This is a genomic window from Miltoncostaea marina (assembly GCF_018141525.1).
Classification (GTDB): domain Bacteria; phylum Actinomycetota; class Thermoleophilia; order Miltoncostaeales; family Miltoncostaeaceae; genus Miltoncostaea; species Miltoncostaea marina.
On sequence record NZ_CP064655.1, the window covers coordinates 2,017,122 to 2,042,740 of the forward strand.

At 78.3% G+C, this 25,619-nt stretch carries 24 protein-coding genes and 1 pseudogene; 1 reads left to right on the forward strand and 24 read right to left on the reverse strand.

What is annotated here, in order from left to right:
- Positions 1-23: 23 nt before the first annotated feature.
- The 11 genes and pseudogenes from ftsY to recG form a co-directional block, all read right to left on the reverse strand.
- A complete protein-coding gene (ftsY, locus tag ITJ85_RS10135) occupies positions 24-1,028 on the reverse strand; it encodes a signal recognition particle-docking protein FtsY (RefSeq protein ID WP_217912982.1) in 1,005 nt (334 codons plus the stop codon).
- Positions 1,025-4,384 (reverse strand): chromosome segregation protein SMC, encoded by a 3,360-nt coding sequence (gene smc / locus ITJ85_RS10140; RefSeq protein WP_217912983.1) that lies wholly within the window; start codon positions 4,382-4,384, stop codon positions 1,025-1,027. Before smc ends, ftsY begins: the two co-directional genes overlap by 4 nt.
- Positions 4,378-5,076, reverse strand: coding sequence for a ribonuclease III family protein (locus tag ITJ85_RS10145; protein WP_343233015.1), 699 nt, complete (start codon positions 5,074-5,076; stop codon positions 4,378-4,380). The genes smc and ITJ85_RS10145 overlap by 7 nt, the downstream gene beginning before the upstream one ends.
- A complete protein-coding gene (gene acpP / locus ITJ85_RS10150; protein ID WP_343232948.1) occupies positions 5,073-5,315 on the reverse strand; it encodes an acyl carrier protein in 243 nt (80 codons plus the stop codon). The genes ITJ85_RS10145 and acpP overlap by 4 nt, the downstream gene beginning before the upstream one ends.
- Positions 5,316-5,420: 105 nt before the next feature.
- Positions 5,421-6,416 (reverse strand): annotated as a pseudogene (plsX, locus tag ITJ85_RS10155) (phosphate acyltransferase PlsX); the annotation flags it as partial.
- Between the two features lie 28 nt (positions 6,417-6,444).
- A complete protein-coding gene (rpmF, locus tag ITJ85_RS10160; RefSeq protein WP_217912987.1) occupies positions 6,445-6,624 on the reverse strand; it encodes a 50S ribosomal protein L32 in 180 nt (59 codons plus the stop codon).
- 56 nt (positions 6,625-6,680) lie between these two features.
- Positions 6,681-7,226, reverse strand: a complete 546-nt coding sequence (locus tag ITJ85_RS10165; protein ID WP_217912988.1) for a YceD family protein — start codon at positions 7,224-7,226, stop codon at positions 6,681-6,683.
- Positions 7,227-7,234: 8 nt separating this feature from the next.
- Positions 7,235-7,729, reverse strand: a complete 495-nt coding sequence (locus ITJ85_RS10170) for an ATP synthase subunit B family protein (protein WP_217912989.1) — start codon at positions 7,727-7,729, stop codon at positions 7,235-7,237.
- 10 nt (positions 7,730-7,739) lie between these two features.
- Positions 7,740-8,252 (reverse strand): pantetheine-phosphate adenylyltransferase, encoded by a 513-nt coding sequence (coaD, locus tag ITJ85_RS10175; protein WP_217912990.1) that lies wholly within the window; start codon positions 8,250-8,252, stop codon positions 7,740-7,742.
- The gene (gene rsmD, locus ITJ85_RS10180) at positions 8,249-8,806 is read right to left on the reverse strand and encodes a 16S rRNA (guanine(966)-N(2))-methyltransferase RsmD (RefSeq protein WP_217912991.1); all 558 of its coding nucleotides are present in this window, start codon (positions 8,804-8,806) and stop codon (positions 8,249-8,251) included. Before rsmD ends, coaD begins: the two co-directional genes overlap by 4 nt.
- A 10-nt stretch (positions 8,807-8,816) precedes the next feature.
- Entirely contained in the window at positions 8,817-11,006 is a 2,190-nt protein-coding gene (gene recG, locus ITJ85_RS10185; protein ID WP_217912992.1) for an ATP-dependent DNA helicase RecG, read from the reverse strand.
- A gap of 77 nt (positions 11,007-11,083) precedes the next feature.
- Here recG and rpmB point away from each other — a divergent pair, with 77 nt between their 5' ends.
- Positions 11,084-11,275, forward strand: a complete 192-nt coding sequence (gene rpmB / locus ITJ85_RS10190) for a 50S ribosomal protein L28 (RefSeq protein WP_217912993.1) — start codon at positions 11,084-11,086, stop codon at positions 11,273-11,275.
- Positions 11,276-11,321: 46 nt separating this feature from the next.
- Here rpmB and ITJ85_RS10195 read toward each other — a convergent pair whose 3' ends face one another.
- The 13 genes from ITJ85_RS10195 to metK form a co-directional block, all read right to left on the reverse strand.
- Positions 11,322-12,044: a hypothetical protein gene (locus ITJ85_RS10195; RefSeq protein WP_217912994.1), complete on the reverse strand. Its 723-nt coding sequence runs from the start codon at positions 12,042-12,044 to the stop codon at positions 11,322-11,324.
- Between the two features lie 132 nt (positions 12,045-12,176).
- Positions 12,177-12,656 carry a 6,7-dimethyl-8-ribityllumazine synthase gene (gene ribH / locus ITJ85_RS10200; RefSeq protein WP_217912995.1) on the reverse strand — a complete coding sequence of 160 codons (480 nt, stop codon included), beginning with the start codon at positions 12,654-12,656 and terminating at the stop codon, positions 12,177-12,179.
- Positions 12,656-13,906 (reverse strand): bifunctional 3,4-dihydroxy-2-butanone-4-phosphate synthase/GTP cyclohydrolase II, encoded by a 1,251-nt coding sequence (locus ITJ85_RS10205; protein ID WP_217912996.1) that lies wholly within the window; start codon positions 13,904-13,906, stop codon positions 12,656-12,658. The genes ribH and ITJ85_RS10205 overlap by 1 nt, the downstream gene beginning before the upstream one ends.
- Positions 13,903-14,517 (reverse strand): riboflavin synthase, encoded by a 615-nt coding sequence (locus tag ITJ85_RS10210; RefSeq protein WP_217912997.1) that lies wholly within the window; start codon positions 14,515-14,517, stop codon positions 13,903-13,905. Before ITJ85_RS10210 ends, ITJ85_RS10205 begins: the two co-directional genes overlap by 4 nt.
- A complete protein-coding gene (gene ribD / locus ITJ85_RS10215) occupies positions 14,517-15,671 on the reverse strand; it encodes a bifunctional diaminohydroxyphosphoribosylaminopyrimidine deaminase/5-amino-6-(5-phosphoribosylamino)uracil reductase RibD (protein ID WP_217912998.1) in 1,155 nt (384 codons plus the stop codon). The genes ITJ85_RS10210 and ribD overlap by 1 nt, the downstream gene beginning before the upstream one ends.
- Positions 15,668-16,345, reverse strand: coding sequence for a ribulose-phosphate 3-epimerase (locus ITJ85_RS10220; RefSeq protein ID WP_217912999.1), 678 nt, complete (start codon positions 16,343-16,345; stop codon positions 15,668-15,670). The genes ribD and ITJ85_RS10220 overlap by 4 nt, the downstream gene beginning before the upstream one ends.
- Positions 16,342-17,694: a 16S rRNA (cytosine(967)-C(5))-methyltransferase RsmB gene (rsmB, locus tag ITJ85_RS10225; RefSeq protein WP_217913000.1), complete on the reverse strand. Its 1,353-nt coding sequence runs from the start codon at positions 17,692-17,694 to the stop codon at positions 16,342-16,344. The genes ITJ85_RS10220 and rsmB overlap by 4 nt, the downstream gene beginning before the upstream one ends.
- Positions 17,691-18,602 (reverse strand): methionyl-tRNA formyltransferase, encoded by a 912-nt coding sequence (gene fmt / locus ITJ85_RS10230; protein WP_217913001.1) that lies wholly within the window; start codon positions 18,600-18,602, stop codon positions 17,691-17,693. Before fmt ends, rsmB begins: the two co-directional genes overlap by 4 nt.
- Positions 18,603-18,608: 6 nt before the next feature.
- A complete protein-coding gene (def, locus tag ITJ85_RS10235) occupies positions 18,609-19,148 on the reverse strand; it encodes a peptide deformylase (RefSeq protein WP_217913002.1) in 540 nt (179 codons plus the stop codon).
- Between the two features lie 589 nt (positions 19,149-19,737).
- Positions 19,738-21,153, reverse strand: a complete 1,416-nt coding sequence (locus ITJ85_RS10240) for a serine/threonine-protein kinase (RefSeq protein ID WP_217913003.1) — start codon at positions 21,151-21,153, stop codon at positions 19,738-19,740.
- Positions 21,154-21,157: 4 nt separating this feature from the next.
- The gene (locus tag ITJ85_RS10245; protein WP_217913004.1) at positions 21,158-22,024 is read right to left on the reverse strand and encodes a hypothetical protein; all 867 of its coding nucleotides are present in this window, start codon (positions 22,022-22,024) and stop codon (positions 21,158-21,160) included.
- Between the two features lie 105 nt (positions 22,025-22,129).
- A complete protein-coding gene (gene priA / locus ITJ85_RS10250; protein ID WP_217913005.1) occupies positions 22,130-24,391 on the reverse strand; it encodes a replication restart helicase PriA in 2,262 nt (753 codons plus the stop codon).
- A complete protein-coding gene (metK, locus tag ITJ85_RS10255) occupies positions 24,357-25,550 on the reverse strand; it encodes a methionine adenosyltransferase (RefSeq protein WP_217913006.1) in 1,194 nt (397 codons plus the stop codon). The genes priA and metK overlap by 35 nt, the downstream gene beginning before the upstream one ends.
- Positions 25,551-25,619: the final 69 nt, after the last annotated feature.

A 25,619-nucleotide genomic window follows, 5' to 3' on the forward strand; every position in this document is an offset into this window, starting at 1 on the left:
GCGTCACCCCTCGGGTGGCGCGATCAGCCGTCCGGCGCGAAGACCGCGCGGGCGAAGGCCTGGGCGTCGAACGGCTGCAGGTCCTCCAGCTTCTCGCCGGAGCCCACGATCTTCACCGGGATGCCGAGCTCGCGGCGGATCGCCAGCGCGATGCCGCCCCGCGCCGTGCCGTCGACCTTCGTCAGCACGACGCCGGTGAGGTCGACCGCCTCGTCGAACAGCCGCGCCTGGCTGAGGCCGTTCTGGCCGGTGGTCGCGTCGAGCACCAGGAGCACCTCGTGCGGCGCGTCGGGGTCGACCTTGCGCACCACCGCCGCAACCTTGCGGAGCTCCTCCATCAGGTTGCGCTGGGTCTGCAGCCGCCCGGCGGTGTCGATGAGGGCCACGTCGGCGCCGCGGGCGCGGGCCGACGCCACGGCGTCGTAGGCCACCGCCCCCGGGTCGGCGCCCTGACGCTGGCGCACGAGCTGGGCGCCGGCGCGGTCCGCCCACACGGCGAGCTGGTCGATGGCCGCGGCGCGGTACGTGTCGGCGGCGCCGATCACCACGCTCTTGCCGAGCTCGCCCAGCCGGTAGGCCAGCTTGCCGACGGTGGTGGTCTTGCCGCTGCCGTTGACCCCCACGATCAGGATGACCGTGGGCGACCCGTCGAGCGGGATGCGGGCCGGCTCTGGGGCCATGTGCGCCGCCATCGTGCGCCACAGCACCTTCGAGACGTCGTCGCCGCTCACGATGCGGCCCTGAGCCGCCTCCTCGCGCAGCTCCTCGACGAGCGCCAGCGAGGCGTCCATGCCGCAGTCGGCCCCGATGAGGGCCTCCTCGAGCTCGTCCCACGTCGACTCGGTGACGAGCTTGCCGGCGTAGATGCCGGCGAGCTGCGGCGAGATCGTCTGCCGCGGGCGGCTGAGGTTCTCGCGCAGGCGCGCCATGAGGCCGCGCCGGCGCGGGGCCGCCTCCTCCGCGGGCGGCGGGGCGATCCCGAGCAGCTCCGCCCAGGCCTCGCGGTCGCCCTCCCCCGCCCCGCTCACCCGGCCGCGCCGCCGGGGATCGCGTGGAGCGCCCGGCGCACGTAGGGACGGGCGGGGCCCTCGACGTCGCGCGTCAGGCGGCGCGCGACGATCTGGGAGACGCCCTCGGAGCCCATGGTCACGCCGAAGATCGTATCGGCGATCTCGACGGTCGGCTGCTGGTGGGTGATCAGCAGGAACTGGGTCCGCTCGGCGAGGCGCTTCACCACCGCCAGGAAGCGGCGCAGGTTGACGTCGTCGAGGGCGGCCTCGACCTCGTCCAGCAGGTAGAACGGCGCGGGGCGGGCCATCGCCAGGGCGAGGCAGAAGGCGAGCGCCACGAGCGACCGCTCGCCGCCCGAGAGCAGCGCCAGCGGGCGCGGCCGCTTGCCCGCCGGGACGACCTCGACCTCGATGCCGGCCTCGCCCTCCTCGTCCTCGACCGCCCGCAGGCGGCCCTCGCCGCCCGGGAAGAGCAGCCCGCAGACCTCCGTGAACCGCTCGCGGAAGGCGCCGAACAGCGACTGGAAGCCCTCGGCCACCGCGGTGTCCAGCTCGGAGAGGTGCTCGCGCAGCGACGCCGCGGCCCGTTCGAGGTCGTCGATCTGCTCGGCCATCTCGGTCTCGCGCTCCGTCAGCTCCTCGCGCTCGGCGGCGGCGAGGGGGTTGACGGCGCCGATGGCGGCCCGGCGGCGCTCGAGCTCGGCCAGCCGCGCGACGGCCGCCTCCTCGTCGGGGGGCTCCTCGTCGCCCTCCGTGTCGGCGGGCGGCGGCGGGCCGGCCTCCGCGGCGCGCTCGGCCGCGACGGCCTCGGCCACCTCGGCCGCGTGGGCGGCGCCGCCGCTGGCGGTCGTCGCCCGCTCAGCCTGCTCCACCGCGCGGTCGGCCGCCGCCACGCCGGCGTCGAGGTCGCGCGCCGCGGACGCCGCCTCGGCGGCGAGCGCCGCCGCCCGGCCGGCCGCCGGGCCGAGGGCGGCGGCCGCGGCCTCCAGCGCCCGGGCGGCGACCCGCGCCGGCTCGAGGTCGTGCTCGCGCTCGGGCGCGCCCGCGGCGGAGCGGGTGGACTCGAGCCGCGCGGCCGCCTCCGCCGCGTGGGCCCGCGCCGCGGCCAGCTCCGCCCGCGCGTCGGCGGCCGCCGCGCCGGCCGCGCGGTGGGCGGCGGCGGCGCGGTCGGCGACGTCCCGCGCCGCCGCGGCGGCCTGCGTGGCGGCGCCGGCCGCGGCGCGGGCAGCCTCGGCGCGGGGGCCGGCCGCGGCCGACGGGCCCGTCGCCGCCGCGGCGGCGGCCTCCAGGCGCTCGACCTCCGCGGCCGCCTCCGCGGTACCGGCGGCGAGCCGCCCGGCGCGGGCGCGCAGGGCGGCGAGCGCCTGGCCCGCCCGGGCGGCGGCGCGGTCGGCGGCCCGGCGCCGCCGGCGCACCCGCTCGAGCGCGGCGGCCGCGGCGCGCGCTTCGCCGGCGGTCGCCTCGGCGGCGGACGCGGCGGCGCGCTCGGCCTCGACGGCGCGCTCGTGCAGGGCCCGGCGCGCCCACGAGCCCGCCGAGCGCAGCACCACCCCGTCGGCGGGGCGCAGGGCGAGCCCGTCGGCCGTGACGGCGACGCCCGGCGTGCCCGGCGGCACCGCGGCGAGGTCGTCGACCAGCCAGGCGTCGGCCAGCAGGCGCTCGACGTGGGGCCGCACGCCCGGCGGGCACTCGACGACCAGCTCGAGCAGCGGCCGGCCGCCGGGCGGCGGCGCCGCGGCCGCCCGGCCCGGCGCCGGGACGACGGCCGCGGGGGCGCCGTCGTCGAGCGCGCGGCGGGCCTCGTCCACCGATCCGGCCGGCACCGCCTCGGCCAGCGCGCCCAGGGCGGCGGCGACCGCGTGCTCGGCGCCCGGGGCCACCCGCAGCCCGTCGCCGAGCGCGGGCGGCGCCCCGTCGCGGGCGCGCTCGGCCGGCGCCAGCGCGCGGGCCGCGCCGCGGGCCTCGCGCGCGCGGGCCTCGGCGCCCGCGCGGGCGGCGTCGGCGTCGGCGGCAGCGCGCTCCGCGTCGGCCTGGCGCTCGGCCCAGCGGGCCACCCGGCCGGAGGCGACCTCGTCGCGCCGCTCGGCGCGGGCCAGGTCGGCGGGGTCGACGCCGTCCGCCCGCAGCGCGGCCACGCGGGCGCGCGCCGCGGCCAGGGCGGCCGTCGCCTCCTCGGCGCGGCGCGCGGCGGCGCGGCCCTCGCGCTCGGCGGCCAGCAGCTCGGCGGCGGCGCCCGCCGCCGCGTCCTCCAGGCGCCGGTGCTCCGCGCGGGCCGCCGCGTCGGCGCGCTCGGCGGCGGCCGCCTGCTCGTCGGCGCGCCCGGCGGCGGCCTCGGCCGACGTCACCGCCTCCGCCGCCGACCGCGCCGCGGCCTCGAGGGCGCCCAGCCGCTCCGCGGCGGCGCGGCGGCGATCGCGCCGCTCGGCGGCCTCGCGCTCGGCCGTCGCCACCCGCTCCCACGCCAGCTCCGCGCGGCCCGCGGTGCGGTCGGCCGCGGTGCGCACGGCGGCGGCGAGCTCCCCGGCCCGCCCCGCCTCGGCGCCGGCCGCCTCGCGCGCCGCCGCGGCGGCCGAGCGCCGGGCGCGGGCCGCCTCGAGCGCCCGGGCGTCGGCGGCGGCGGCCGCGCGCAGCCGCTCGTGCTCGGCGCGCGCGACGGCCAGGGCGGCGGCGGCGGCCCGCGCCCGCGCGGCGCCCACCGCCCGGCGGGCGGCGGCCATCTCGGCCTCGAGCGCTCCGGCCCGCTCGGCGGCGCGCGCCTGGCGCTCGAGCGCCCGCGCCCGCGAGCGCACCTCGCCGGCGAGGTCGCGGGCCCGCTCCAGGCGGTCGCCCACCCGGGCCAGCTTCTGCTCCGCCCGGCGGCGACGGCGCTTGGCGACCGCCACCCCGGCGGCGGCGTCGACCATCGCGCGCCGCTCCACGGGCGTGCTGGTGCACAGGGCCTCCACCTGGCCCTGGCGGATGACCGCCAGCGCGTCGGGGCCGAGGCCGCGCCGGGCGAGCGCCTCCTGCACGTCGAGCAGGCGGCAGCCCTGGCCGTTGAGGCGGTAGTCGGCGTCGCCCGCGCGGGTGAGCCGCCGGCTGGCGGCCACCTCGGCCGGCCCCGCCCCGTCGGCCTCCGCGGCCGAGAGGACGAGCGCCACCTCGGCGAACTGGGCCGGCGGCCGCCGCTCGCCCCCCGAGTAGAGCACGTCGGCCATGCCGCCGGCGCGCAGACGGCCCGCCCGCTGCTCGCCGAGCGCCCAGACGACCGCCTCGGCGAGGTTGCTCTTGCCGGAGCCGTTCGGGCCCACCACGACGTTGACACCCGGCCCGAGCTCGAGCGCCGTCGGGTCGGCGAACGACTTGAAGCCGCGCACGGTGAGGCGGCTCAGCACGGCGCGCCCTCCGACAGCGCCGCCAGCGCGCGCGCCGCGGCGCGCTGCTCGGAGGCCTGCTTCGACGGCCCGCTGCCCTCGCCCATCGGCCGGCCGCCGACGAGCACCCGGCTGGTGAAGCGGCGGTCCTGGGGCGGGCCCTCCGCCCCGACCAGCTCGTAGGCCACCTCGCGGCGGTCGCGGGCGGCGAGCTCCTGGAGCGTCGTCTTGGGGTCGCGCACCCCGGGCACCGCATCGTCGAGGGCCGGGGCGAACGCCTCCAGCACGGCCGCGCGGGTGGCCTCTGCGCCCAGGTCGAGCCAGGCCGCGCCGATCGTCGCCTCGGCGAGCGCGGCACGGACGCTGGGACGGCCGGACAGCTCCGCGGCCGCCGCGCGCCGGGGCGCGGGCGCGGCCTCCGCGAAGGCCTCGGGCAGCCCCGCGGCCGCCGCGGCGGCCGCGCAGGACTCGCGCGCGACCACCGACTGGCGCATCCACGACAGCTCGCCCTCGTCGACCGAGGGGAAGCGGCGCATCAGCTCCTCGCTGACGATCAGGTCGAGCACGCTGTCACCGAGGAACTCGAGGCGCTCGTACGACGCCTCCCTGCGGGGCGCCCAGGAGCTGTGGGTGAAGACCTGGCGCCGCCGCCGCGGCTCGAGCGACCCGAGCAGCCGGGCCAGCCCCGGCGCGGCGGCGCCGACCCCGCTCAGGCCTGGTTGGCCATCACGTAGTCGACGGCCTGACCGACCGTCGCGATCTTCTCCGCCTCCTCGTCCGGGATCTTGATCTTGAACCGGTCCTCCATCTCCATGATGAGCTCGACCAGGTCCAGCGAGTCAGCGTTGAGGTCCTCCTGGAAGGACGATTCCACGGTGACCTCCGCCGGATCGACCCCGAGCTGCTCCACCAGGATGGCGCGGACCTCTTCCACAGCCTTCTCTCGGTCCAAAACGTCCCCCTCTTGTCTCTCCACGCCAGGTGGCCGCTCGGCTCTGGCTGGGCAAACTACACACGGTCTCGGACGAACCGCCGACGTGGCGCCGGCGGGGGGATCCTACGCGGCCGGCGACCCTTCGGACGCCTCGAGCGCCAGCGCGGCCTCGAACTGCTGCACCAGCCGACCGCGCGTGCCGCGCGCCGCCACCCGGACGGCCTGGGCGATCGCGTGGCCGCTCGCGTTGCCGTGGCCGATCACCGACAGGCCGCGCACGCCGAGCAGCACCGCGCCGCCGTACTCCTCGGGATCGATGCGGTCGCGCATGCGCCGCAGTGGCGGCCGGGCCAGCAGGCCGCCGACCCGCCCGAGGAGCGTCGAGCGCATGGCGTCGCGCACCTCGCGCAGCAGGAAGGCGGCGACCCCCTCCATCGTCTTGAGGACGACGTTGCCGGTGAACCCGTCGGTGACCACCACGTCCACGACCGCGGCCGAGATGTCGCGCCCCTCGACGTTGCCGCTGAAGCCGGGCGTGTCGCGCAGCAGGGCGTGCGCGGAGACGACGAGCTCGCTGCCCTTCACGTCCTCCTCGCCGATCGACAGCAGGCCGACGCGGGGCTCGGGCACGCCGAGCACGTCGCGCGAGAACAGCCGCCCCATCAGCGCGAACTGGCGCAGGTGCTCGGCGCGGGCCTCCGCGCTGCCGCCGGCGTCGAGCAGCAGCACCGGCCGGCCGCCCGCGCCGGGGAGCACGACCGCGATCGCGGGCCGGATGACGCCCGGCACCCGGCGCATGTGGAGCGTCGACGCGGCGAGCATGGCGCCCGTGTTGCCGGCCGAGACCGCCGCGCCGGCCTCGCCGGCCCCCACGAGCCGGCAGGCCACGGCGACCGACGAGTCGGGCTTGGCGCGCACGGCGCGGGCCCCGACCTCGGACGAGGCCACCACCTCGGACGCGTGCACGACGCGGATGCCCGGGTGCTCCGACGCCCCCTGGCGCGCCATCTCCTGGCGCAGTGCCCCCTCGTCGCCGACGAGGAGGATCGGGATCCCGTCCCCTGCTGCCTCGATCGCCCCCCGGACCGGCGCGGCCGGCGCGTCGTCGCCGCCCATGCCGTCGAGAGCGACCGCCGAGTCGGCCGTGCTACCCCTCGATCTCGACGACCGGCCGGCCCCGGTAGTACCCGCAGACGCCGCAGACGTGGTGCGGGCGCTTGGGGCTGCCGCACCTCGCGCACGCGCCGAGGCGGCTCGCCTCGATGGCGTGCTGCGCGCGCCGCGTGTCGCGACGCTGCTTCGATGTCTTTCGCTTCGGGACGGCCACGGACTCTCCACCGGTCGGAGGACTCGCGGAAGGGTAGCGATCGCCGCCCCGCGCTTCTAGTCCTCGCGGCCGAGCCGCTCCGCGAGGCCCCGCAGGGCGTCCCACCGCGGGTCCGGGGCGGGCGGCCCGCAGCCGCACGGGCCGGCGTTGAGGTCGGCGCCGCAGGTGGCGCAGAGCCCGGCGCAGTCCTCGCGGCAGAGGATGGTGGGCGGCACGGCCTCCGCGATGGCGTCGCGCGCCCACGTCTCGAGGTCGAGCGCGCCGTCCTCGACGTAGGCCGAGTCGAGGTCCTCGTCGAAGGGCGCGTCGTCGGGCCGCCCCTCGGCCACGAACTCGCTCGCGTCGATGCGCAGCGGCACGCGGGCGTCGCCGAGGCAGCGGAAGCAGGGCCCGGTGAGCGTGACCTCGGACCGCAGGCGCAGGTGGAGCCCCGAGAGCGACCGGGCGACCTCGAGGCCGACCTCCGGCGCCGCCGGCTCGGTGGCGTACTCCTGTCCCCCGAGGCGCAGGGCGACCGGGGGCACGCGCAGCTCCAGGCGCCGTGCGGCCCCCGGCGCGATGTCGAGCGACCGGAGGTCGAGGATCGCGACCTCCCTCGGCACGGCTCCTCCTACAGGGGCGGCTCGGGGGCCATCCCGTCGCCGTCCACGTGGTCGTCGGTCGAGCGGCCCTGCAGGCGCTCGCGGCCGCGCTGGACCGCCTGGAGGAACTTGCCGAGGTTGACCTCCAGCGTGCCGAGCACCTCGTCGGCGTAGTCCTCGGCGCCCAGGCGCACCTCGCGCTCGCGCTGGCGGGCCTCCTCGAGGATCTCGGCCGCCTCGCGCTCCGCCCGCTTGACGACCTCCTGCTGGGAGGCCTCGTGCGCGGCGCGCTCGCGCGCGTCAGCCACGAGGCGCTCGGCCTCGCGCTTGGCCTCGGCCAGCATCTCCTGGCGCTCCTTGACGATCCAGCGCGCCTGCTTGACCTCCTCGGGGATCGTGGAGCGCATCTGGTCGAGCAGGTCGTAGATGGCCTCGCGGTCGATCCGGACCTGATCGGTCAGCGGGACCGCCCGCGCGTTGTGGATCAGGTCGTCCAGCTTGTCGATCAGTTCCAGAACGTCCAAAGAACCCTCCTCAGGGGACCGAGCCGACGCCGCGACGACGCCGGGCCCGAAGTGCCTCGGCGACGACCGGTGGGACCCAGTCGTCGACCGAGCCGCCCCACGCCGCCACCTCGCGCACACCGCTCGAGCTGACGAAGCTGTACTGGGGCGACGCCGGCAGGTACACGGTTTCGATCTCCGCGGCGAGATGCCTGTTGAGCTGCGCCATCTGGAACTCGTAGTCGAAATCCGAGATCGCCCGGAGTCCTTTTACCATGACGCTCGCGCCCACGTTCCGGGCGTGCTCGGTGATGAGGCTGTCGAAACCCTCCACCCGGACGTTGCCCAGGTGCTCGACGCTCGCCGTCACCAGCGCGATGCGCTCCTCGGCGCTGAAGAGGGGCGTCTTCTTGAACGAGCCGGTCGTCACGGAGACGATCACCTCGTCGAACAGCCCCGCCGCGCGGGCGATGATGTCCACGTGCCCGTTGGTGACCGGATCGTAGGTCCCCGGGCAGACGGCGGTCCGGACGCGCCCGCTCACGGGCGCCCCAGCCGCAGCACGGCGACGGCGGTGTCGCCGTAGCTCCGATCGATACGCGTGGCGATCTCCAGTCCGGTGGGCTCCGGTGGCGAGAGCGCGGCCGGGTGCTCGATCACCACGGTTCCGGATGCCGCCATCACGGGCGCGAGCGCCGGGCCGATCCCCGCCACGACACGGTCGGTGAGGCTATATGGCGGGTCACAGAGGCACAAGCCGTAGCGCCGGCCCGCCGCGCGCTCGGCCGCCAGCGCGGCGCGCCAGTCGCGGCCGACGACCCGCGCGCGGTCGCCGACGCCGAGCGTCTCCACGTTGCGCCGGATGCACGCCAGCGCGGCCCGGCCGCTGTCGACGAACGTCGCCGAGGCCGCGCCGCGCGAGAGCGCCTCGAGGCCGAGGGCGCCCGAGCCGGCGAACAGGTCGAGCACGTCGAGCCCGTCCACCGGGCCCACGATCGAGAAGACGGCCTCCCGCACCCGGTCGGCGGTCGGACGGGTGACGGCGCCGCGGGGCGCGACGATGCGGCGGCCGCGGTGGGCACCCGCCACGATCCTCACCCGCGCCCCCTCATGCGTCGAGCAGCCGCGGGAAGTGGTCGAACCGCTGCAGCACGGCGTCGCGCAGCAGGCGGTGCTCGGGCCGCTCCAGGTGCGGGTCGTCGCGCAGCGCCCGGCGCGCCAGCCAGCGGGCCTCGGCCAGCTCGCGACGGTCGCGCGAGAGGCGCGCGAAGCGCAGGTCGGTGGGGCCGGCCTGGCGCAGGCCCAGGATGCTGCCCTCGCCGCGGATCTCCAGGTCCAGCTCGGCCAGCCGGAAGCCGTCGGACGTCTGGGTGACGGCCTCCAGGCGGCGGGCGCCGTCCTCGGTCGGCGGCTCGCCGAACAGGATGCAGGTGCCCGCGTGCTCGCCCCGGCCCACCCGGCCGCGCAGCTGGTGGAGCTGGGCCAGGCCGAAGCGGTCGGCGTCCTCGATGAGGATGGTGGTGGCGTTGGGGACGTCGATGCCGACCTCGACCACGGTGGTCGCCACGAGCAGGTCGATGCGCCCCTCGGCGAAGTCGACCATCGCGGCCCGCTTGGCGTCGGCCGACAGCGCCCCGTGCAGCAGGCCCACGCGGAAGTCGGCGAACGGGCCCTCGCGCAGCCGCTCGGCCTCCGTCGTGGCGGCCCGCGCCTCGGCCGCGGCGCCCTCCTCGACGAGCGGGCAGATGACGTAGGCCTGGCGGCCGGCGCGCAGCTGGGCCCGCACCAGCTCGTAGGCCTCGTCGCGGTCGGCCTCGCGCACCCAGCGGGTCTCCACCGGCGAGCGGCCGGGCGGCCGGCTGCGGATGGTCGAGACGGTCAGGTCGCCGTACGCGGTGAGGGCGAGCGTGCGCGGGATGGGCGTGGCGGTCATGTAGAGCAGGTGGGCCGCCCCACCCCCGCCGGCCGCGGCGCGCTCGGCGAGCGCCTGACGCTGCTCGACGCCGAAGCGGTGCTGCTCGTCGACCACCACCAGGCCGAGCCGGTGGAACGCGACCCCCTCGGACAGCAGCGCCTGGGTGCCCACGGCGATCGGCGCCGTCCCGCTGCGCAGCGCCAGCAGCCGGCGCTCGCGCTCGGCGCCGGTCACCCGGCCGGTCAGCAGCACCGGCGCCAGGCCGGCCGGCGCCAGCACGGCGTCGAGCGTGCGCAGGTGCTGCTCGGCCAGCGTCTCCGTCGGCACGAGCACCGCCGCCTGGGCACCCGCCTCGACCGCCTGGCAGATCGCCAGCACGGCCACGAGCGTCTTGCCGGAGCCCACCTCGCCCTGCAGCAGGCGGCGCATGGGGACCGGGCGGGCGAGGTCGCGGCCCACCTCGCGGGCGGCCCGCCGCTGCGGCGCGGTGAGGCGGAAGGGCAGCGCCGCCAGCAGCGGCCCCGAGCGCTCGCCGGTGGCCTCCAGGGGCGGCGCGGCGCGCGTGCCCGACTGCGCCCGGCGCACGGCCAGCAGGCCGAGCTGCAGCACGACGAGCTCCTCGACCACCATGCGGCGGCGCCCGAGCCGCGCCTCGGCCCGCGAGCGCGGGAAGTGGACGCCCACCAGGGCGTCGGCCGCGCCGGGCAGGCCCAGCCGGTGGCGCACCCGGGCCGGCAGCCGCTCCGGCGCCGCCCGGGCGAGGGGCCGGGCGAGATCGATCAGCTCGCGGATGCGCCGCACCGGCATCGCCTCGGTGGCCGGGTACACCGGGACCAGGCCGGTGGTGTGCAGGCCCTCCGACCCCGGCCCGCCGAGCACCTCGTGGCTGCGCACCGCGATCTCCCGGCGCCCGCCGGTGCCCACCCTGCCGCGCAGCAGCAGCTCGTCGCCCGGCTGCAGGACGCGGGCCAGGTGCTGCTGGTTGAACCAGGTGGCGCCCATGCGGCCGGTCGCGTCGTGCACCCGCGCGGACACGATCCGCAGCCCCCGCCGGCGCGTCGGCCGCACCGCGATCGAGTCGAGCACCACCCGCACGGTGGCCTCCTCCCCCGCCCGCAGCGCCGACACGGGGCGCGCGCCGGCGTCGAACGACTCGTAGCGGGCGGGCAGGTGCTCGAGCAGCTGACCGACCTGCTCGACGCCCAGCGAGCGCAGCCGCCTCGCCAGCGTCGGGCCCACGCCGGGCAGCGCGGTGACGGGGTCGCTCCAACGCCCCGGGCCCGGGGGGCGCGGCCGCATCGGCGCCCGCGGGTCGCCCCGCCGTGACCCCAGCGGGGGCAGCGGCGAGGCGGGCGGGTGCGCGGAGGTTGCGCTCACGGCCATCTGACGAGCATAATCCGGGGCCGCTCGGACGCCTCGCGCGTCCCTGTCAACCCTGCGACGGAAGCGAGACGGCGGTCATGGCGAAGGTCTGCAGTGTCTGCGGGAAGGCACCCGCGTTCGGCAACAACCGCAGCCACTCGATGCGCGCGACCCCGCGGCGCTTCAACGTCAACGTGCAGAAGGTGCGCATCATGAAGGGCTCGACGCCCGTGCGGGCCTACGTGTGCACGCGCTGCCTCAAGGCCGGAAAGGTCCTGAAGGCCGCCTGATCCGCCGCCCGGGGGCCGGCGCGCGGCCGGCCCCCGGGCGAGGCGCCTAGCGGCGCCGCAGGACCTGCGACACCCGGATCGTCGCGCGGATGCGCGGCGTCGCCCGCGGCGAGAACCTCCGGTTGTGGTCGAACTGGACCGTCCAGAGGCCCCGCGCGGGCGCGCGCACGGGGATCTGCTTGCGGCGCGTGGTGAGGATGCCGCACGGGTTGCCGGCCCGTCCGACGGCGACGTCGGCCCGCGTCCGTCCCCTGAAGCGGTAGTGGGCGTACACGACGCGGTCGGGCTCGAAGCCCGAGAGCTTGAACGTGGTGCGCGCCGACGGGTTCGCGCGCCGGGGGCTGGCCGAGAAGGACAGCGACGCGGCCTTCAGGCGGATCTCGTTGCTGACGCCCAGGCCGGCCTGGTCGGTGGCGACGACGCCGAACGGGGTGGCGCGGGGCGCCCGGGTGGCGGTCAGCAGGTCGAGCACCGAGAGCTGCGCCGTGAAGGCGCCCGAGGCGTCGGCGACGCCCCCGAACGTCCGCGTGCCGCGGCGCAGCTCGACGGGCGCGCCGGGCGTGAAGCCCGATCCGGTGATCGTGAGCGGCGGCGCCGTCAGCCGCCCGCTGGCCGGGTCCTGCACGGGGCGCACGCAGACCGCGTCGGCGGCGATCGCGGGGGCGGCGGCGGCGATCGCCGGCGCGGCGAGCGCGGCGGGCGCGGCGACGGCGGCCGCGAGGGCGACGCGCCGGCGCACGCGCCCCTGGGCTCGGGTGGTCCTGGTCAAGGGTGCTCCTGGGGTCGTGGGCACGGCGCGCCCACGCTACCCCCGTCGAGGGACGCCGGGCGGCCGCCATCACCGAATCCGCACGTTTTCGTGGCGGTCGCGCCCACGGGCCGCCGGCCGCGCGGACGGGCGCTAGCGGCCCTCGGCGAGCAGGTTGGCCATCACCACGGCCGCGTCGGCCGCGTCGGACCCCGCGTTGCCCTTGTCGCCCCCGGAGCGCGCCTCGGCCTGGGCGCGGTCCTCGGTCGTGAGCACGCCGAACGCGCACGGCACCCCGGTCTCGAGGCCGACCGCCATCAGGCCCGTGGACGCCGCGTGGCAGATGTGGTCGAAGTGGGCGGTCTCGCCCCGGATGACGACGCCGAGCGCCACGATGCCCGCGTAGCGGCGGCGCAGGGCCAGCGAGCGGGCCGCGAGCGGCAGCTCGAACGCGCCGGGCACCCAGTGGTCCTCGAGGTGCCCCTCGGGCAGCCCCGCCTCGGCCAGCCGGGCGCGGGCGCCCTCCAGCAGCCGCTCGGCCAGGTCGCGGTGGAAGCCCGCCACCACCGCCGCCATGCGGACCCCCGGGTGCTCCAGCCGGGGGGCCGGCGGCGGCGGCCCGGTGCGGGCCATCAGCCGCCCTCGCCCTCGTCGAAGCGCAGGTCCTGGTGGTGCAGCATGTGCCCCATCTTGTCGCGCTTCGTGCGCAGGTAGTCGAGGTTGTCGCCGACCGGGGGCATCTCGATCGGCACCCGGTCCACCACCGAGAGCCCGTAGCCCTCGAGGCCCACGATCTTCTTGGGGTTGTTCGTGAGCAGGCGGATGGAGGACAGCCCCAGGTCCACCAGGATCTGGGCGCCGATGCCGTAGTCGCGCAGGTCGGGCGGGAAGCCGAGCTCGACGTTCGCCTCGACCGTGTCCATGCCGCGGTCCTGCAGCTCGTAGGCGCGCAGCTTGTTGAGCAGCCCGATGCCGCGGCCCTCCTGGGCGATGTAGAGCAGCACGCCGCGCCCCTCGTCGGCGATGCGCTTCATCGCCGCCTGGAGCTGCTGGCCGCAGTCGCAGCGCTGGGAGCCGAACACGTCGCCGGTGAGGCACTCGGAGTGCACGCGCACCAGCACCTCCTCCGCGCCGTCGACCTCGCCCTTGACCATCGCGAGGTGATGCTTGCCGTCGAGGATCGACCGGTAGCCGACCGCGGTCCACTCGCCGTGCTCGGTGGGCAGGCGCGCGGCCGTGCCGCGCTCGATGAGCCGCTCCGTGCGACGGCGGTGCTCGATCAGCTGGGCGATCGTGATGATCTTCAGGTTGTGCTCCGCGGCGTAGGGCACGAGGTCGGGCAGCCGCGCCATCGTGCCGTCGGGGTTGCTGATCTCGCAGATCACGCCGGCCGGGATGAGGCCCGCCAGCCGCGCCAGGTCGACCGCCGCCTCCGTGTGGCCGGCGCGCTCCAGCACGCCGCCCGGCTTGGCCCGCAGGGGGAAGACGTGGCCGGGCTTGACGATGTCCTCGGGGCCGCTGTCGGGGTCGATCGCCACCATGATCGTGCGCGAGCGGTCGGGCGCCGAGATGCCGGTCGTGATGCCGTGCTTGGCCTCGATCGGCTCCGTGAAGCCGGTCGAGTACGCGCTCTCGTTCTGACGCACGACCGGCTTGAGGCCGAGCTGCTCGCAGCGGGCGTCCGTGAGCGAGAGGCAGATGAGCCCGCGCCCGTGGGTGGCCATGAAGTTGATGGCCTCGGGGGTGGCGAACTGCGCCGCCATGACGAGGTCGCCCTCGTTCTCCCGGTCCTCTGAGTCGAGGATGACGACCATCCGCCCGGCGCGGATCTCCTCGATCGCCTCCTCGACGGTGGCGAACTCCGTCGTCCTGCTCGTGCTCATGGGACCTCCCCTGCCGGCGGCGCATAGGGGGCCGCCAGTGACTCCACGTATTTTGCCACCACGTCCACCTCGAGGTTGACGGCCCGCCCGAGGGCCTGCGGGCCGAGCGTCGTGACGGACATCGTGTGCGGGATGAGGGCCACGGTGAAGGCGTCCGCCAGGCGGCCCGCCACGGTCAGCGAGACGCCGTCGACGGCGATGCTGCCCTTCTCGACCACGTAGCGCAGCAGCTCGGGCGGGGCGGCGACCTCCAGGACGGCGCTCTCCCCCTCCGGCCGCACGGCGCGCACCGTGCCGACGCCGTCGACGTGCCCCTGCACGAGGTGGCCGTCGAGGCGGTCGCCGAGGCGCATCGGCCGCTCGAGGTTGACCCGGTCGCCGGGCGCCAGCGCCCCGAGCGCCGTGCGGCGCAGGGTCTCGGCCACCGCATCCACGGCGAACCCGCCGGCGCCGACCTCCACGGCCGTCAGGCAGGCGCCGTTCACGGCGACGGAGTCGCCGACCTCCAGGCCCTCGAGCACGGTCCGCGCCGCGATCTCGAGGCGCGCGCCCCGCTCGCCGGGCGCCACGGCGGCCACCCGGCCGCCCTCCTCCACGAGCCCCGTGAACATCAGCCCTCCCCGGTCCGGTCCAGGCCGGGCAGCGGGGTGAGCCGCCCGGTCACGAGCACGTCGGCGCCCACCCGCCCCGAGACCACGCCGGCCAGGCGCGGGGCGGCGGCCAGCGTGGGCGCGCCCGGGCCCGCGAGCGCCGCGGGCGCGCCGTCGCCGCCGATCAGCATGGGCGCCAGGAACCAGGCCACGCGGTCGACCGCCCCGGCCTCGAGCAGCCCGCCGGCCAGCCGCGCGCCGCCCTCGACCAGCACCGACTGCACGTTGCGCTCGGCCAGGGCGCGCAGGCCGGCGGCGACGCGCTCGCGCGGGCCGCCCGGGCTCGTGACCACGTCGACCCCGGCGCGGGCCAGCGCGTCGAGGCGCTCGGCCGGCGCGTCCTCGCCGGCGAGCACGACCACCGGGCCCTCCCCCGCGTCGCGCACGAGCGCCGAGTCGAGCGGCAGGCGCGCGAGCGAGTCGAACACCACCCGGGCCGGCTGGCGCACGGGGCCCTCCACGTCGCGGGCGGTCAGCAGCGGGTCGTCGGCGAGCGCGGTGCCGACGCCCACCGCGACGGCGTCGACGTCGGCCCGCCAGCGGTGCACCAGCGCGCGGGAGTCGGGTCCCGAGATCCAGCGGCTCTCGCCGGTCGCCGTCGCGATGCGCCCGTCGAGCGAGGTCGCGAGCTTCAGCAGCACCTCGGGCCGCCCCAGCGTGGCGGCCGTGAGGAACGCCGAGTTGAGCTCCGCGCAGGCCGCCCGCTCCTGCGCGTCGGCCACCGCCACCTCCACGCCGGCCGCGCGCAGCACGTCGCGCCCCCCGGCGCGGCCCCGCTCCAGCGGGTCGGGCAGGCCCACGACCACGCGGGCCACGCCGGCCCGGATCAGCGCGTCGGCGCAGGGCGGCGTGCGGCCGTGGTGTGAGCACGGCTCGAGGGTGCAGACCACGGTCGCGCCGCGGGCCCGCCCGCCGGCCCTCTCGAGCGCCATCGCCTCGGCGTGCGGCAGCCCGGGGCCCTCGTGCCAGCCCTCGGCGACCGCCTCGCCGTCGCGCAGCACCACCGCGCCGACCAGGGGGTTGGGGCTCACGCGGCCGCGACCGCGCGTCGCCAGCTCGCGGGCCCGGGCCAGCGCCGCCCGCTCGACCGGCGAGACCGGCGCCGCCCCGGTCACGCCGCCCGCGCCAGCGCGTCCAGCTCGCGGAAGGCGCCCACCGGGTCGGGCGCCCCGAAGATCGACGACGCCGAGACGAACATCGTCGCGCCCGCGTCGCGGGCGGCGGGCATCGTCGCCATCCCGATGCCGCCGTCCACCTCGATCGGCAGCCCGTCCGGCAGCAGGGCGCGCAGGCGGGCGATGCGGGCGGGGGTCGTCGCGATGAACGACTGCCCGGCGAAGCCCGGGTTGACGGCCAGCACGTTGACGTAGTCCAGCTCGCCCGCGAGCTCGGCGACGTGCTCCACCGGCGTGCCCGGGTTGAGCGCGAGGCCCGCGGCGCAGCCCGCGTCGCGGATCAGGCCGAGCAGGCGGTGCGGGTGCGGGTCGGCCTCCACGTGCACGGTGATCGCGTCGGCGTGCGGGGCGAACAGCGGCACCATCTCGGCAGGCCGGCTGACCATGAGGTGTACGTCCACGAGCCCGCCGGCCGCGCGCACCGGGCCGGCCGCGGCGCGGGCGAAGTCCGGCCCCACCGTCAGGTTGGGCACGAAGTGGCCGTCCATCACGTCGACGTGGATCGCGCCGGCGCCCGCCGCGATGAGCGCGTCGAGCTGGGCGCCGAGGGCCAGCATGTCGGCCGACATCACCGACGGCAGCACGAGCGGCTCGCGTGGCACGCGGGCGCTCACGGGCGGCGCAGCCTGGCCACGAAGAACCCGTCCGTGCCGTCGCGGTGCGGCAGGGTCAGGAGCGCGCCGGGCAGGCGCGGGTGGGCGAGGCGCGGGTGCGACGCGGTCAGGTCGTCGATGGGCGCGCCGGCCGCGCGCACCACGTCCTCGTTCTCCTCGGCGATGAGCGTGCAGGTGGAGTAGACCACCCGCCCGCCGGGGCGCACGAGCGCCAGCGCCCGCCGCAGCAGCGCCCGCTGCAGGTCGGCGAGCGGCCCGAGGGCCTCCTCGCGGCGGCGCCAGCGGGCGTCGGGGCGCGAGGAGAGCACGCCGAGGCCGGTGCAGGGCGGGTCGAGCAGGACGGCGTCGAAGCCCTCGCCCGGGTCGACCTCGAGCGCGTCGCCCTCGATCACGTCCACCACGGCGCCCATGCGCCGGGCGAGCGCCCGCAGCGCGTCGGCGCGGCGGGGGCGCAGCTCGATCGCCGTGATGCGCGCGCCGCCGCGCGCGAGGGCCGCCATGTGGGTGGTCTTGGCACCGGGCGCGGCGCACATGTCGAGCACGCGCTCGCCCGGGCGCGGGTCGACCGCGCGGGCCACGAGCTGGGAGGCGCGGCTCTGCCCCATCGCCAGGCCGCGCGCCCACGCGGCGGAGTCCTCGAGGGCGAACGGGGCGCTCAGCACGTAGGCCTCGGGCGCCATGGCGTCGTCACGGCGCCAGCCGGCCGGCAGCTCGCGCTCGAGGTCGATCCGCGGGCCGCGCAGCGGGTTCCAGCGCAGCGCCGACTCGGCCGGGCGGGCCGCCGCCTCCATCACGCCGACCGCGTCGGCGTGCCCCAGCGAGGCCACGAGCCGCTCGACGATCCAGTCCGGCATGGAGTGCCGCAGTGCGAGCGCCTCCGGCCCCTCGCCCTCGAGCGCCCGCAGCCGCGGGCCGGCGTCGGCGGCGATGCGCCGCATCACGGCGTTCACCACGCCCGCCCGGGCCGAGGCGCGCGCCTTGGGCCCGCGCAGCGCGCGCGCCTGGCGCACCGCCTGGTCGACCGCCGCGTGGGCGGGCACCCCGTCGGAGAAGGCGAGCTCGTACGCGCCGAGGCGCAGGATGTCCCGGACGGCCGGCTCGAGCGCCGCCGGCCGGTCGAGCGCGCCGTCGATCAGCCAGTCGAGCGTGCGGCGGCGCTGCACCGCGCCGTACGCCAGGCGGGTGGCCTGCGCGCGGGCGCGCGGGTCGAGCTCGGCCCGGCGCGCCTCGGCGGCGAGGGCCCGGTCGGCGTAGGCCCCCTCCTCCACCCGGCGCAGCACGCGCAGGGCCACGCTGCGCTCGCGCGCCACGCCCTCGCCCCCGTCGGTCGTCCCCGCGCCGCCGCTCACGCCGTCCCCCACGCGAGCGCACCGCGCCAGCCGCGCAGGAACGCCGACGCCTCCATCCGCCCCCGGCCGGGCGGCTGCAGCTCGATGATCTCGAGCGAGCCCTCCGCGCAGCCGGCCACCAGGCGGCCGTCGCGCCGCGACAGGCCCGCGGGGGCCGCGTCCGCGCTGGCCCGGGCCCGCCAGACCTTGAACGGCTCGCCGTCGATGCGGCAGACGGCTCCGATGTGGGGCGACAGCGCGCGCACCCGGCGGGCGAGCGCCTCCGCGGGCTCGGCGAGGTCGAGCACGCGGTCCTCGGCGGTGATCTTCGGGGCCAGCGAGACGCCCTCCTCGGGCTGCGGGCGGGGGCGGGCGGTGCCGTCGGCCAGCGCGGTGAGCGCGTCGGCGAGCATGGGTCCGCCCAGCGCGGAGAGGCGCTCGAGCACCGCGCCGGCGTCGTCGTCCTCCGCCACCGGCACGGATCGCGTCGCGAGGATCGGGCCGGTGTCGAGGCCCGCGTCCATCAGCATGATCGTCACGCCGGTCTCGCGGACGCCGTCGAGCAGCGCGCGCTCGACCGGGGCCGCGCCGCGGTAGGCCGGCAGCAGCGAGAAGTGCACGTTGACGCACGGCCAGCGCCCCAGGACCCCCTCGCGAAGGATCTGGCCGAAGGCCACCACGGCGAGCGCCTCGGCGCCGGTCGCGGCGATCTGCTCCAGCACGTCGGGGTCGTTGATCGTGCGGGGGCGCAGCACGGGGATGCCGAGCTCCTGCGCCGCGGCCGCGACGGGCGTGGGCGTGGGCGTGCGCCCGCGGCCACGCACCCGGTCGGGCTGGGACACGACGACGGTGACCTCATGGCCGGAGCCCGCGAGCGCGCGGAGCGGCGGGACCGCCGCCTCGGGGCTGCCCGCGAAGGCGACGCGCATCGCGCGTCACCCCCCGTTTCGCAGGGCCCGGAGGGCTTCGCGGCGCTGCTCGGGCGCCGTGCGGTCGAGGATCAGGACGCCGTCGAGGTGGTCGAGCTCGTGCTGCACCACGCGGGCGGCGAAGCCCTCGGGCTCCAGCTCGACGGGGCGCCCGTGCACGTCCTGCGCGCGCAGCCGCACGGCCACCGCGCGGGGCACCTCGACGCTGATCTCGCCGATCGACAGGCAGCCCTCGTAGTCGTCCTCCTCCTCCTCGGAGCGCCAGACGATCTCGGGGTTGCAGAGGACGGTCGGCTCCTCGTCCTCGCCCAGCATGGCCACGACCAGGCGGCGCAGCGAGCCCACCTGGGGAGCCGCCAGGCCCACCCCGCGGGCGTCGTGCATGATCGCGACCATCCGCTCCGCCTCGTCGCGCAGCGCCTCGTCGAACGCGCTCACCGGCAGCGCCGGGGCGCGCAGCACGGGGTCGCCGAGCTGGCGGATCTGCGCGAGCGCGGCGAGACGCCGGCGCTCGAGGACGGGGTCGTCGAGGGCGCGCGAGGACACGCCACGACTCTAGCACCGGGCCACTGCGGGCCCCCGGCCGCCTCCTTGGGCGCCCCGTCCGGCGTGCTCACTCGGGCGCGGGCGCGCCGCTCACTTGGGCGACCGGCCGGCCGCCCGGCCCAGGTCGCTTCCCGGCCATGCTCACTTGGGCGCGAGCGCGCCGCTCACTCGGGCGATCAACGGCCGGGCGCCGGGGTCGTCCCCGGCGCGCTCACTCGGGAGCGAGCGCCGCTCAGTTGGGCGACCGGCCGCCCGACCCAGGTCGCTGCCCAGCCATGCTCACTTGGGCGCGAGCGCGCCGCTCACTTGGGCGATCCCCCGCGCGGCCGGCTCGGACGATTCGGTCGCACGACCTCGGCGGCGTCCGCGGCCATGCCCACTCGGGCGCGAACGCGCCGCCCATTCGCGCGATCGGCCGCCGGCCCGGGTCGCTTCCCGGCCATGCCCACTCGGGCGCGAACGCGCCGCCCATTCGCGCGATCGCCCCGCTCGGGGCGCCGCTCCCCGAACCTGCCCACTCACGCGCGGGGACGCCGCTCGCGCGAGCGACCCGCCGCCGAGCCCGCCCGGGTGCGCCGCGCGCGCCGGGTCAGGCGGGGGGCGCCTGGGCCTCGCGGCCCGGGGCCGTCGCCAGCCGCGCGGCCAGCTCGGGCACCGCCGCGCCGGACCCCCGCACGACGACGGCGCGACGCCCGCGGGCGTCGGCGACGGCGAGCAGGGCCCAGCGCTCGCCGACGCCCGCCAGGTCGGTGGTCAGGGTGGCGACGAGGCCAGCGGGACGGCCGGCGGCGAGGAGCGGCTCCACCCGGTGGCCGGCCGCCTCCAGCAGCCGGCGGGTGGCGGCGAGCTCGGCCCAGCCGCCGGAGGTGGCGGCCACGTCGGCGGCGCCGATCCGCGCCACGCCGGCGCCCTCGGCCGGCGCGATGCCGGGCAGGTCGGTCGCGTCCGCGCGGCGGCCGGTCACCTCGCCGTCCGGGCCCGGCACGGTCGGCGCCACGGCCGCGGCCACCATCACCGGCGCCGGGGGCGGCGGCGGGGCGGCGCCGGAGGTGAGCGCGATCGTGAGGCCCGCGGCCGCGCCGCCGGCCGCCAGGGCGCCGGCGGCCACGAGCGCCGCGGGCACGAGCCGGGCGGCCCGGCGGCGGCGCCGGCCGCGCGGGGTGAGGCGGGTCACCGCGCCGGCGCCGTGCCCGAAGGCGGCCGCGAGTCCCTCCACGAGCCCGATCGCGCTGCGCGGCCGCCCGGCGGGGTCCTTGGCCAGCCCGGCGGCGAGCGCGGCGTCGAGCGCGCGCGGCAGGCCGGGGCGGACGGCCGACGCCCGCGGCGGGCGGCGGGCGACGTGGGCCGCCAACAGGCCGCTCAGGTCGTCGGCGGCGAAGGGCCGCTCGCCGGTCAGGACCTCGAACGCGGTCACGGCCAGGGCGTAGCGGTCGGAGGCCGGCGTCGCGCGCCCGCCGGCGATGACCTCCGGGGCGAGGTAGGCGGCCGTGCCGATGAGCTGCCCCTCGCCGGTGAGGGCCGTGGCGTCGAGGCGCCGGGCGATGCCGAAGTCGGCGAGCCAGGGGCCGTCCGGGTCGAGCAGGACGTTGGCCGGGGTGACGTCCCGGTGCAGCAGGCCGGCCGCGTGGGCCGCGTCGAGCGCGCCCGCCACGGCCCGCAGCGTGGCGAGGGCCTCCGCCGCGGGCGGCGGCCCCGCGGCGAGCCGGCCGGCGAGGCTGCCGCCGCGGGCGAGCGGCATCACCAGGTATCCGCGGCCGTCGTCCTCCCCCGCGTCGAGCAGGGGCACGACGTGGGGGTGACGCAGCGCGGCCAGCGCGTGGCGCTCGCGCCGGAAGCGCGCACGGAAGGCGTCGTCGGCCCACACCGCACGCCCGAACAGCTTCACGGCCGCGGGGCTGCCGTCGGCGACGCGCCGGGCGCGGAGGACCGTCGCCTGGCCGCCGCCCCCGATGCGCTCGCCGAGCTCCCACGCCCCGGCGAGCGACGCCGGGGCGACCGCGGTCATGCGCTCACCGCCGCGGCGGCAGCAGCGACCGCGCCACCGCGTGGCTCCACGCGCGGGCGGCCAGGTAGTCGTCGGCCGAGCGCACGTCGAGGCGCCGGCGCCCCTCGCCGGCGTCGGCGAAGCCCGGGCCGCCGTCGCCCCCGGCCAGGGTCAGGCTCAGGCCCGCGTCGCCCACCGCGATCTCCGCCTGGGGGTCGCCCGTGCGGGGGAAGGCCACGCGCGCGGCGCCGGCCTCGTTGGTGATCCGCGGCGCGGGGGCCAGGTCGTTGAGGTCGAAGAACATGCCCGCCAGGCTCGGCCGCAGCGGCTGCTCGACCATGGGCATGAGGCCCTCGAGCCGGTAGAGCTCCGCGACGCGCGGGGTGAAGAAGTACTCGGCCTCACGCAGCAGGAGCAGGTCGGTGCCCTGCGCCCGGCCGCGCTCGGGGCGCTCCTGGACCCAGTCGCGCACCCGCAGCCAGCTGCGGTGGTGGATGTTGCGGCGGCCGCCGTCGGCGGCGGCCTGCACCGACGCGGGCGGCTTGCGGTCCGGCGTCACGGCCACCACCAGCGCGCGGTCGTAGGCGCCCTCGGTGAGCGCGTCGTACGTCGCCGCCAGCCGCTCGGCGTCGTCGGCGTCGAAGGCGAGCGTCGCGTGCACCGCGAAGGTCCAGCCCGCTCCGCGGGCCACGATGTCCGCCGTCAGGCCGTCCGCCAGCGGGCGCTGCTCGCGCACGAGCAGGGCGTCCGCGTCGGGGAGCGCCTCGCCGGTGATCTCCTCCACGAGCGCGGTCCGGGTCTCCGGGCCACCCAGCCCGAGCAGCGTGGCGAGGACGTGGACCCACTGCTCGCGGGGGTCGCTGGACGCCTCGAAAAGGCGGGGAACCGGCATGGACGAGCGCTCCTTGGCTTGGGACGGACCGCCGGGGAGCGTAGCGGACACCGCCCGTGCGGACCCCCGCGTCTCACGCGGCGAGATCCGCCCGGCGGCCGCCGCTCAGCCGTCCTGCGGGTCGACGTCGACCACGGCGCGGACGCCCGCGCGCCGCATCGCCGCGGCGCCCGCGTCGAGCACGGCGCGCAGCGGCGCCGTCGCCTGCGAGGCGCGGTCGGCGCGCAGCGTCAGGGCCCGGCGGGTGCGCCCCCGCAACCGGTGGAGCGGCGCCGGCCCGAGCACGCCCACGTCCGGGGCCGACCCGCGCACGCCCGCGGCGAGGTCGTCGGCCGCGCGCGCCACCGCGGCCGGGTCGTCGCCCTCCACCACCACGCGCACCAGGTGACCGAACGGCGGCAGGCGGTGGGCCCGCCGGCGCTCCACCTCCCCCTCGAGGAACTCCTCGACGGCGTGCGCGGCGCCGAGCCGCACCGCGCGCGCCTGCGGCTCGTAGGCCTGCACGATCACCCGGGCCGGCTCGCCGCGCCGGCCGGCCCGGCCGGCGAGCTGCACGATCAGCGACAGGGCGCGCTCCTCGGATCGGAAGCCGGCGAACTGCAGCGGCGCGTCGGCGTCGACCGCCCCCGCGACCGTGACGTCGGGCAGGTCGTGGCCCTTCGCCACCATCTGGGTGCCGAGCAGGATCGCCGCGCCGGGCCGCGCGAACTCGTCCAGCAGCCGGGCGACCGCGCCGCGCCCGGCCGCGCTCGAGCCGTCCATACGCACGATGCGGGCCATCGGCACCAGGCGGCGCAGCGCCGCCTCGACCCCCTGGGAGCCGGCCCCCTGGCGGGCCACGTCGGCGCCCGCGCACGACGGGCACACGCCGGGTACGGGCGCCTCGTGGCCGCAGTGATGGCACGCCAGCCGGCGCGGGCCCTCGTGCTGCACCAGCGCGACGTCGCAGTGCGGGCAGCGGGCGATCCAGCCGCACGCGCGGCAGAGCGCCATGAGCGAGAACCCGCGGCGGCTCGCCAGCACGATCGCCTTCTCGCCGCGCAGCGCCGCGGCGTGGAGCGCTGACGCCAGCGGGCGCGACACCGGCCCGGGGCCCTGCATGCGCATGTCGACGACCTCCACCCGCGGCAGCGTGGAGCCGTCCGCGCGCGCGGGGAGTGTGCGGCGCGGCAGCGCGTGCCACGCCTCGGGGCGCGGCGTGGCGCTGCCGTAGACGACCGCCGCCCCGGCGTCGCGCGCACGCCGCGCGGCGACCTGGCGCGCGTCGTAGCGCGGCGAGGAGTCCTGCTTGTACGAGGGGTCGTGCTCTTCGTCGACGACGATCAGGCCGAGCCGGGCGACCGGGGCGAAGACGGCCGAGCGGGCGCCGAGCACCACGTCGGCCTCGCCCTCGCGCACCCGGCGGTGCTCGTGGGCGCGCTCGGCCGGCGAGAGCGCCGAGTGCCACACGGCCACGCCGGGCCCGAGGCGCGCGCGCAGCCGGCCGAGCAGCTGGGGGGTGAGCGCGATCTCGGGCACGAGCACGAGGCTGCCGAGGCCGCGCCCACGGGCGGCCTCGATCGCGCGCAGGTAGACCTCCGTCTTGCCGGAGCCGGTCACGCCGTGCAGCAGCATCGCCCCGCCGCCGCCCGCGACCAGGCCCTCGATCGCCTCGGCCGCCCCGCGCTGGGCCGGGGTGAGCGCGGGCGGCGCGTCGCGGGCCGGCGCGGGGCCGCCCGCGGAGCCGAGCGGGTCGGGCACGTCGCGCTCGGCCGCGAGCGCGATGAGGCCGTCGGCGGCCATGCGACGCAGCGTGGGCAGCGTGGTGCCGGCGCGTCGCACGAGCTCGGCGGCCGCCAGCGCGCCGCCCGCCTCGCGCAGCGCCGCCGCCACGACCCGGCGGCGGTCCGTGCCCGGCGCGCCGGCGTCGTCGGCCAGGCGCGCGACCAGCCGCTCGCGGGGCCGGCCGGGCGGTGGTTCGAGCACCCACTCGCCGCCGGCCGCGCGCCGCAGGCGCCCGCCGCCCCCCGGCGGCAGCACCAGGCGCAGGCACGCGGCGAGCGGCGCGAGGTAGTAGCGGGCGACCCAGCCGGCCAGGTCGAGCAGCGCGGCCGGCACGGGCGGCCCGTCGACCGCCCCGGCGAGCGGCTGCAGGCGCCCCTCGTGGGTCGGCGCGCCGCGCCCCACCACGACGCCGAGGATGCGGCGCGGCCCGAGCGGGCACACCACGAGCGCGCCCGGCACCGCCGCGCCGTCGAGGTGCGGCGGCACGGCGTAGTCGAGGACCCGGTCGAGCGCGCGCGCCTCGACCAGGGGCAGGACCTGGGCGGCGGCCGTCCCGGCCGCGTCGGGCTCAGGCGGTGGCGGCGAGCCGCCCACCGGCCTCACGGCCGATGTCGGTGTTCTCCCAGGTGAAGTCCGGGTCCGAGCGGCCGAAGTGGCCGTAGGCGGCGGTCTTCTGGTAGATCGGCCGGCGCAGGTCCAGGCGCTCGACGATCGCGGCGGGCCGCAGGTCGAACTCCTTCGTGACCCACTCGGTGATGAGCTCCGGGGAGCGCGTCTCGGTGCCGTAGGTCTCCACCATCACCGAGACCGGGTGCGCGACGCCGATCGCGTACGCCACCTGCACCTCGCAGCGCTTCGCGAAGCCGGCGGCGACCACGTTCTTCGCCACCCAGCGCGCGGCGTAGGCGGCCGAGCGGTCGACCTTCGACGGGTCCTTGCCGCTGAACGCGCCGCCGCCGTGGCGGGCCATGCCGCCGTAGGTGTCGACGATGATCTTGCGCCCGGTCAGGCCGGCGTCGCCGAGCGGGCCGCCGACCACGAAGATGCCGGTCGGGTTGATGTAGAAGGTGATCCCGTCGTGCCACATGCCCCGGTCCTCGAGCACGGGCCGGATGACCTTGGCGATGACCTCCTCGCGCAGCAGGTCCCACGAGACGTCGGGGGCGTGCTGGGTCGAGAGGACGACGGACGTGACCTCGCGCGGCACGCCGTCCACGTAGCGCACGGTGACCTGCGACTTGCCGTCGGGCCGCAGGTAGGGCAGCGAGTCGCGGCGCATCGCGGCGAGGCGCTCGCAGATGCGGTGCGCGAGGGTGATCGGCAGCGGCATCAGCTCGGGCGTCTCGTCGGTGGCGTAGCCGAACATCAGGCCCTGGTCGCCGGCGCCCTGCAGGTCGTACGGGTCGGCCGGCTCCGCGCCGCGGGCCTCGTACGCGGTGTCCACCCCCCGCGCGATGTCGGGGCTCTGCTCGTCGAGCGCGACCGACACGCCGCACGTCTCGGCGTCGAAGCCGAACTTCGCGCGGGTGTAGCCGATCCTGCGGATCGTGCCGCGCACGATCGACGGGATGTCCACGTAGGTCGAGGTCGAGATCTCGCCGGCGACCATCACCTGGCCGGTGGTGATGAGCGTCTCGCAGGCCACCCGCCCCATCGGGTCGTCCGCGAGCACCGCGTCCAGGACGCCGTCCGAGATCTGGTCGGCGATCTTGTCCGGGTGGCCCTCGGTGACGGACTCCGAGGTGAAGAGGTACTCGGCCATCGACTGGCGTCTCCTTCAGGTGGCAGGCGGCGGGCAGCATACCAAGGGCCCCTGTCGCCCCCCTCGGCC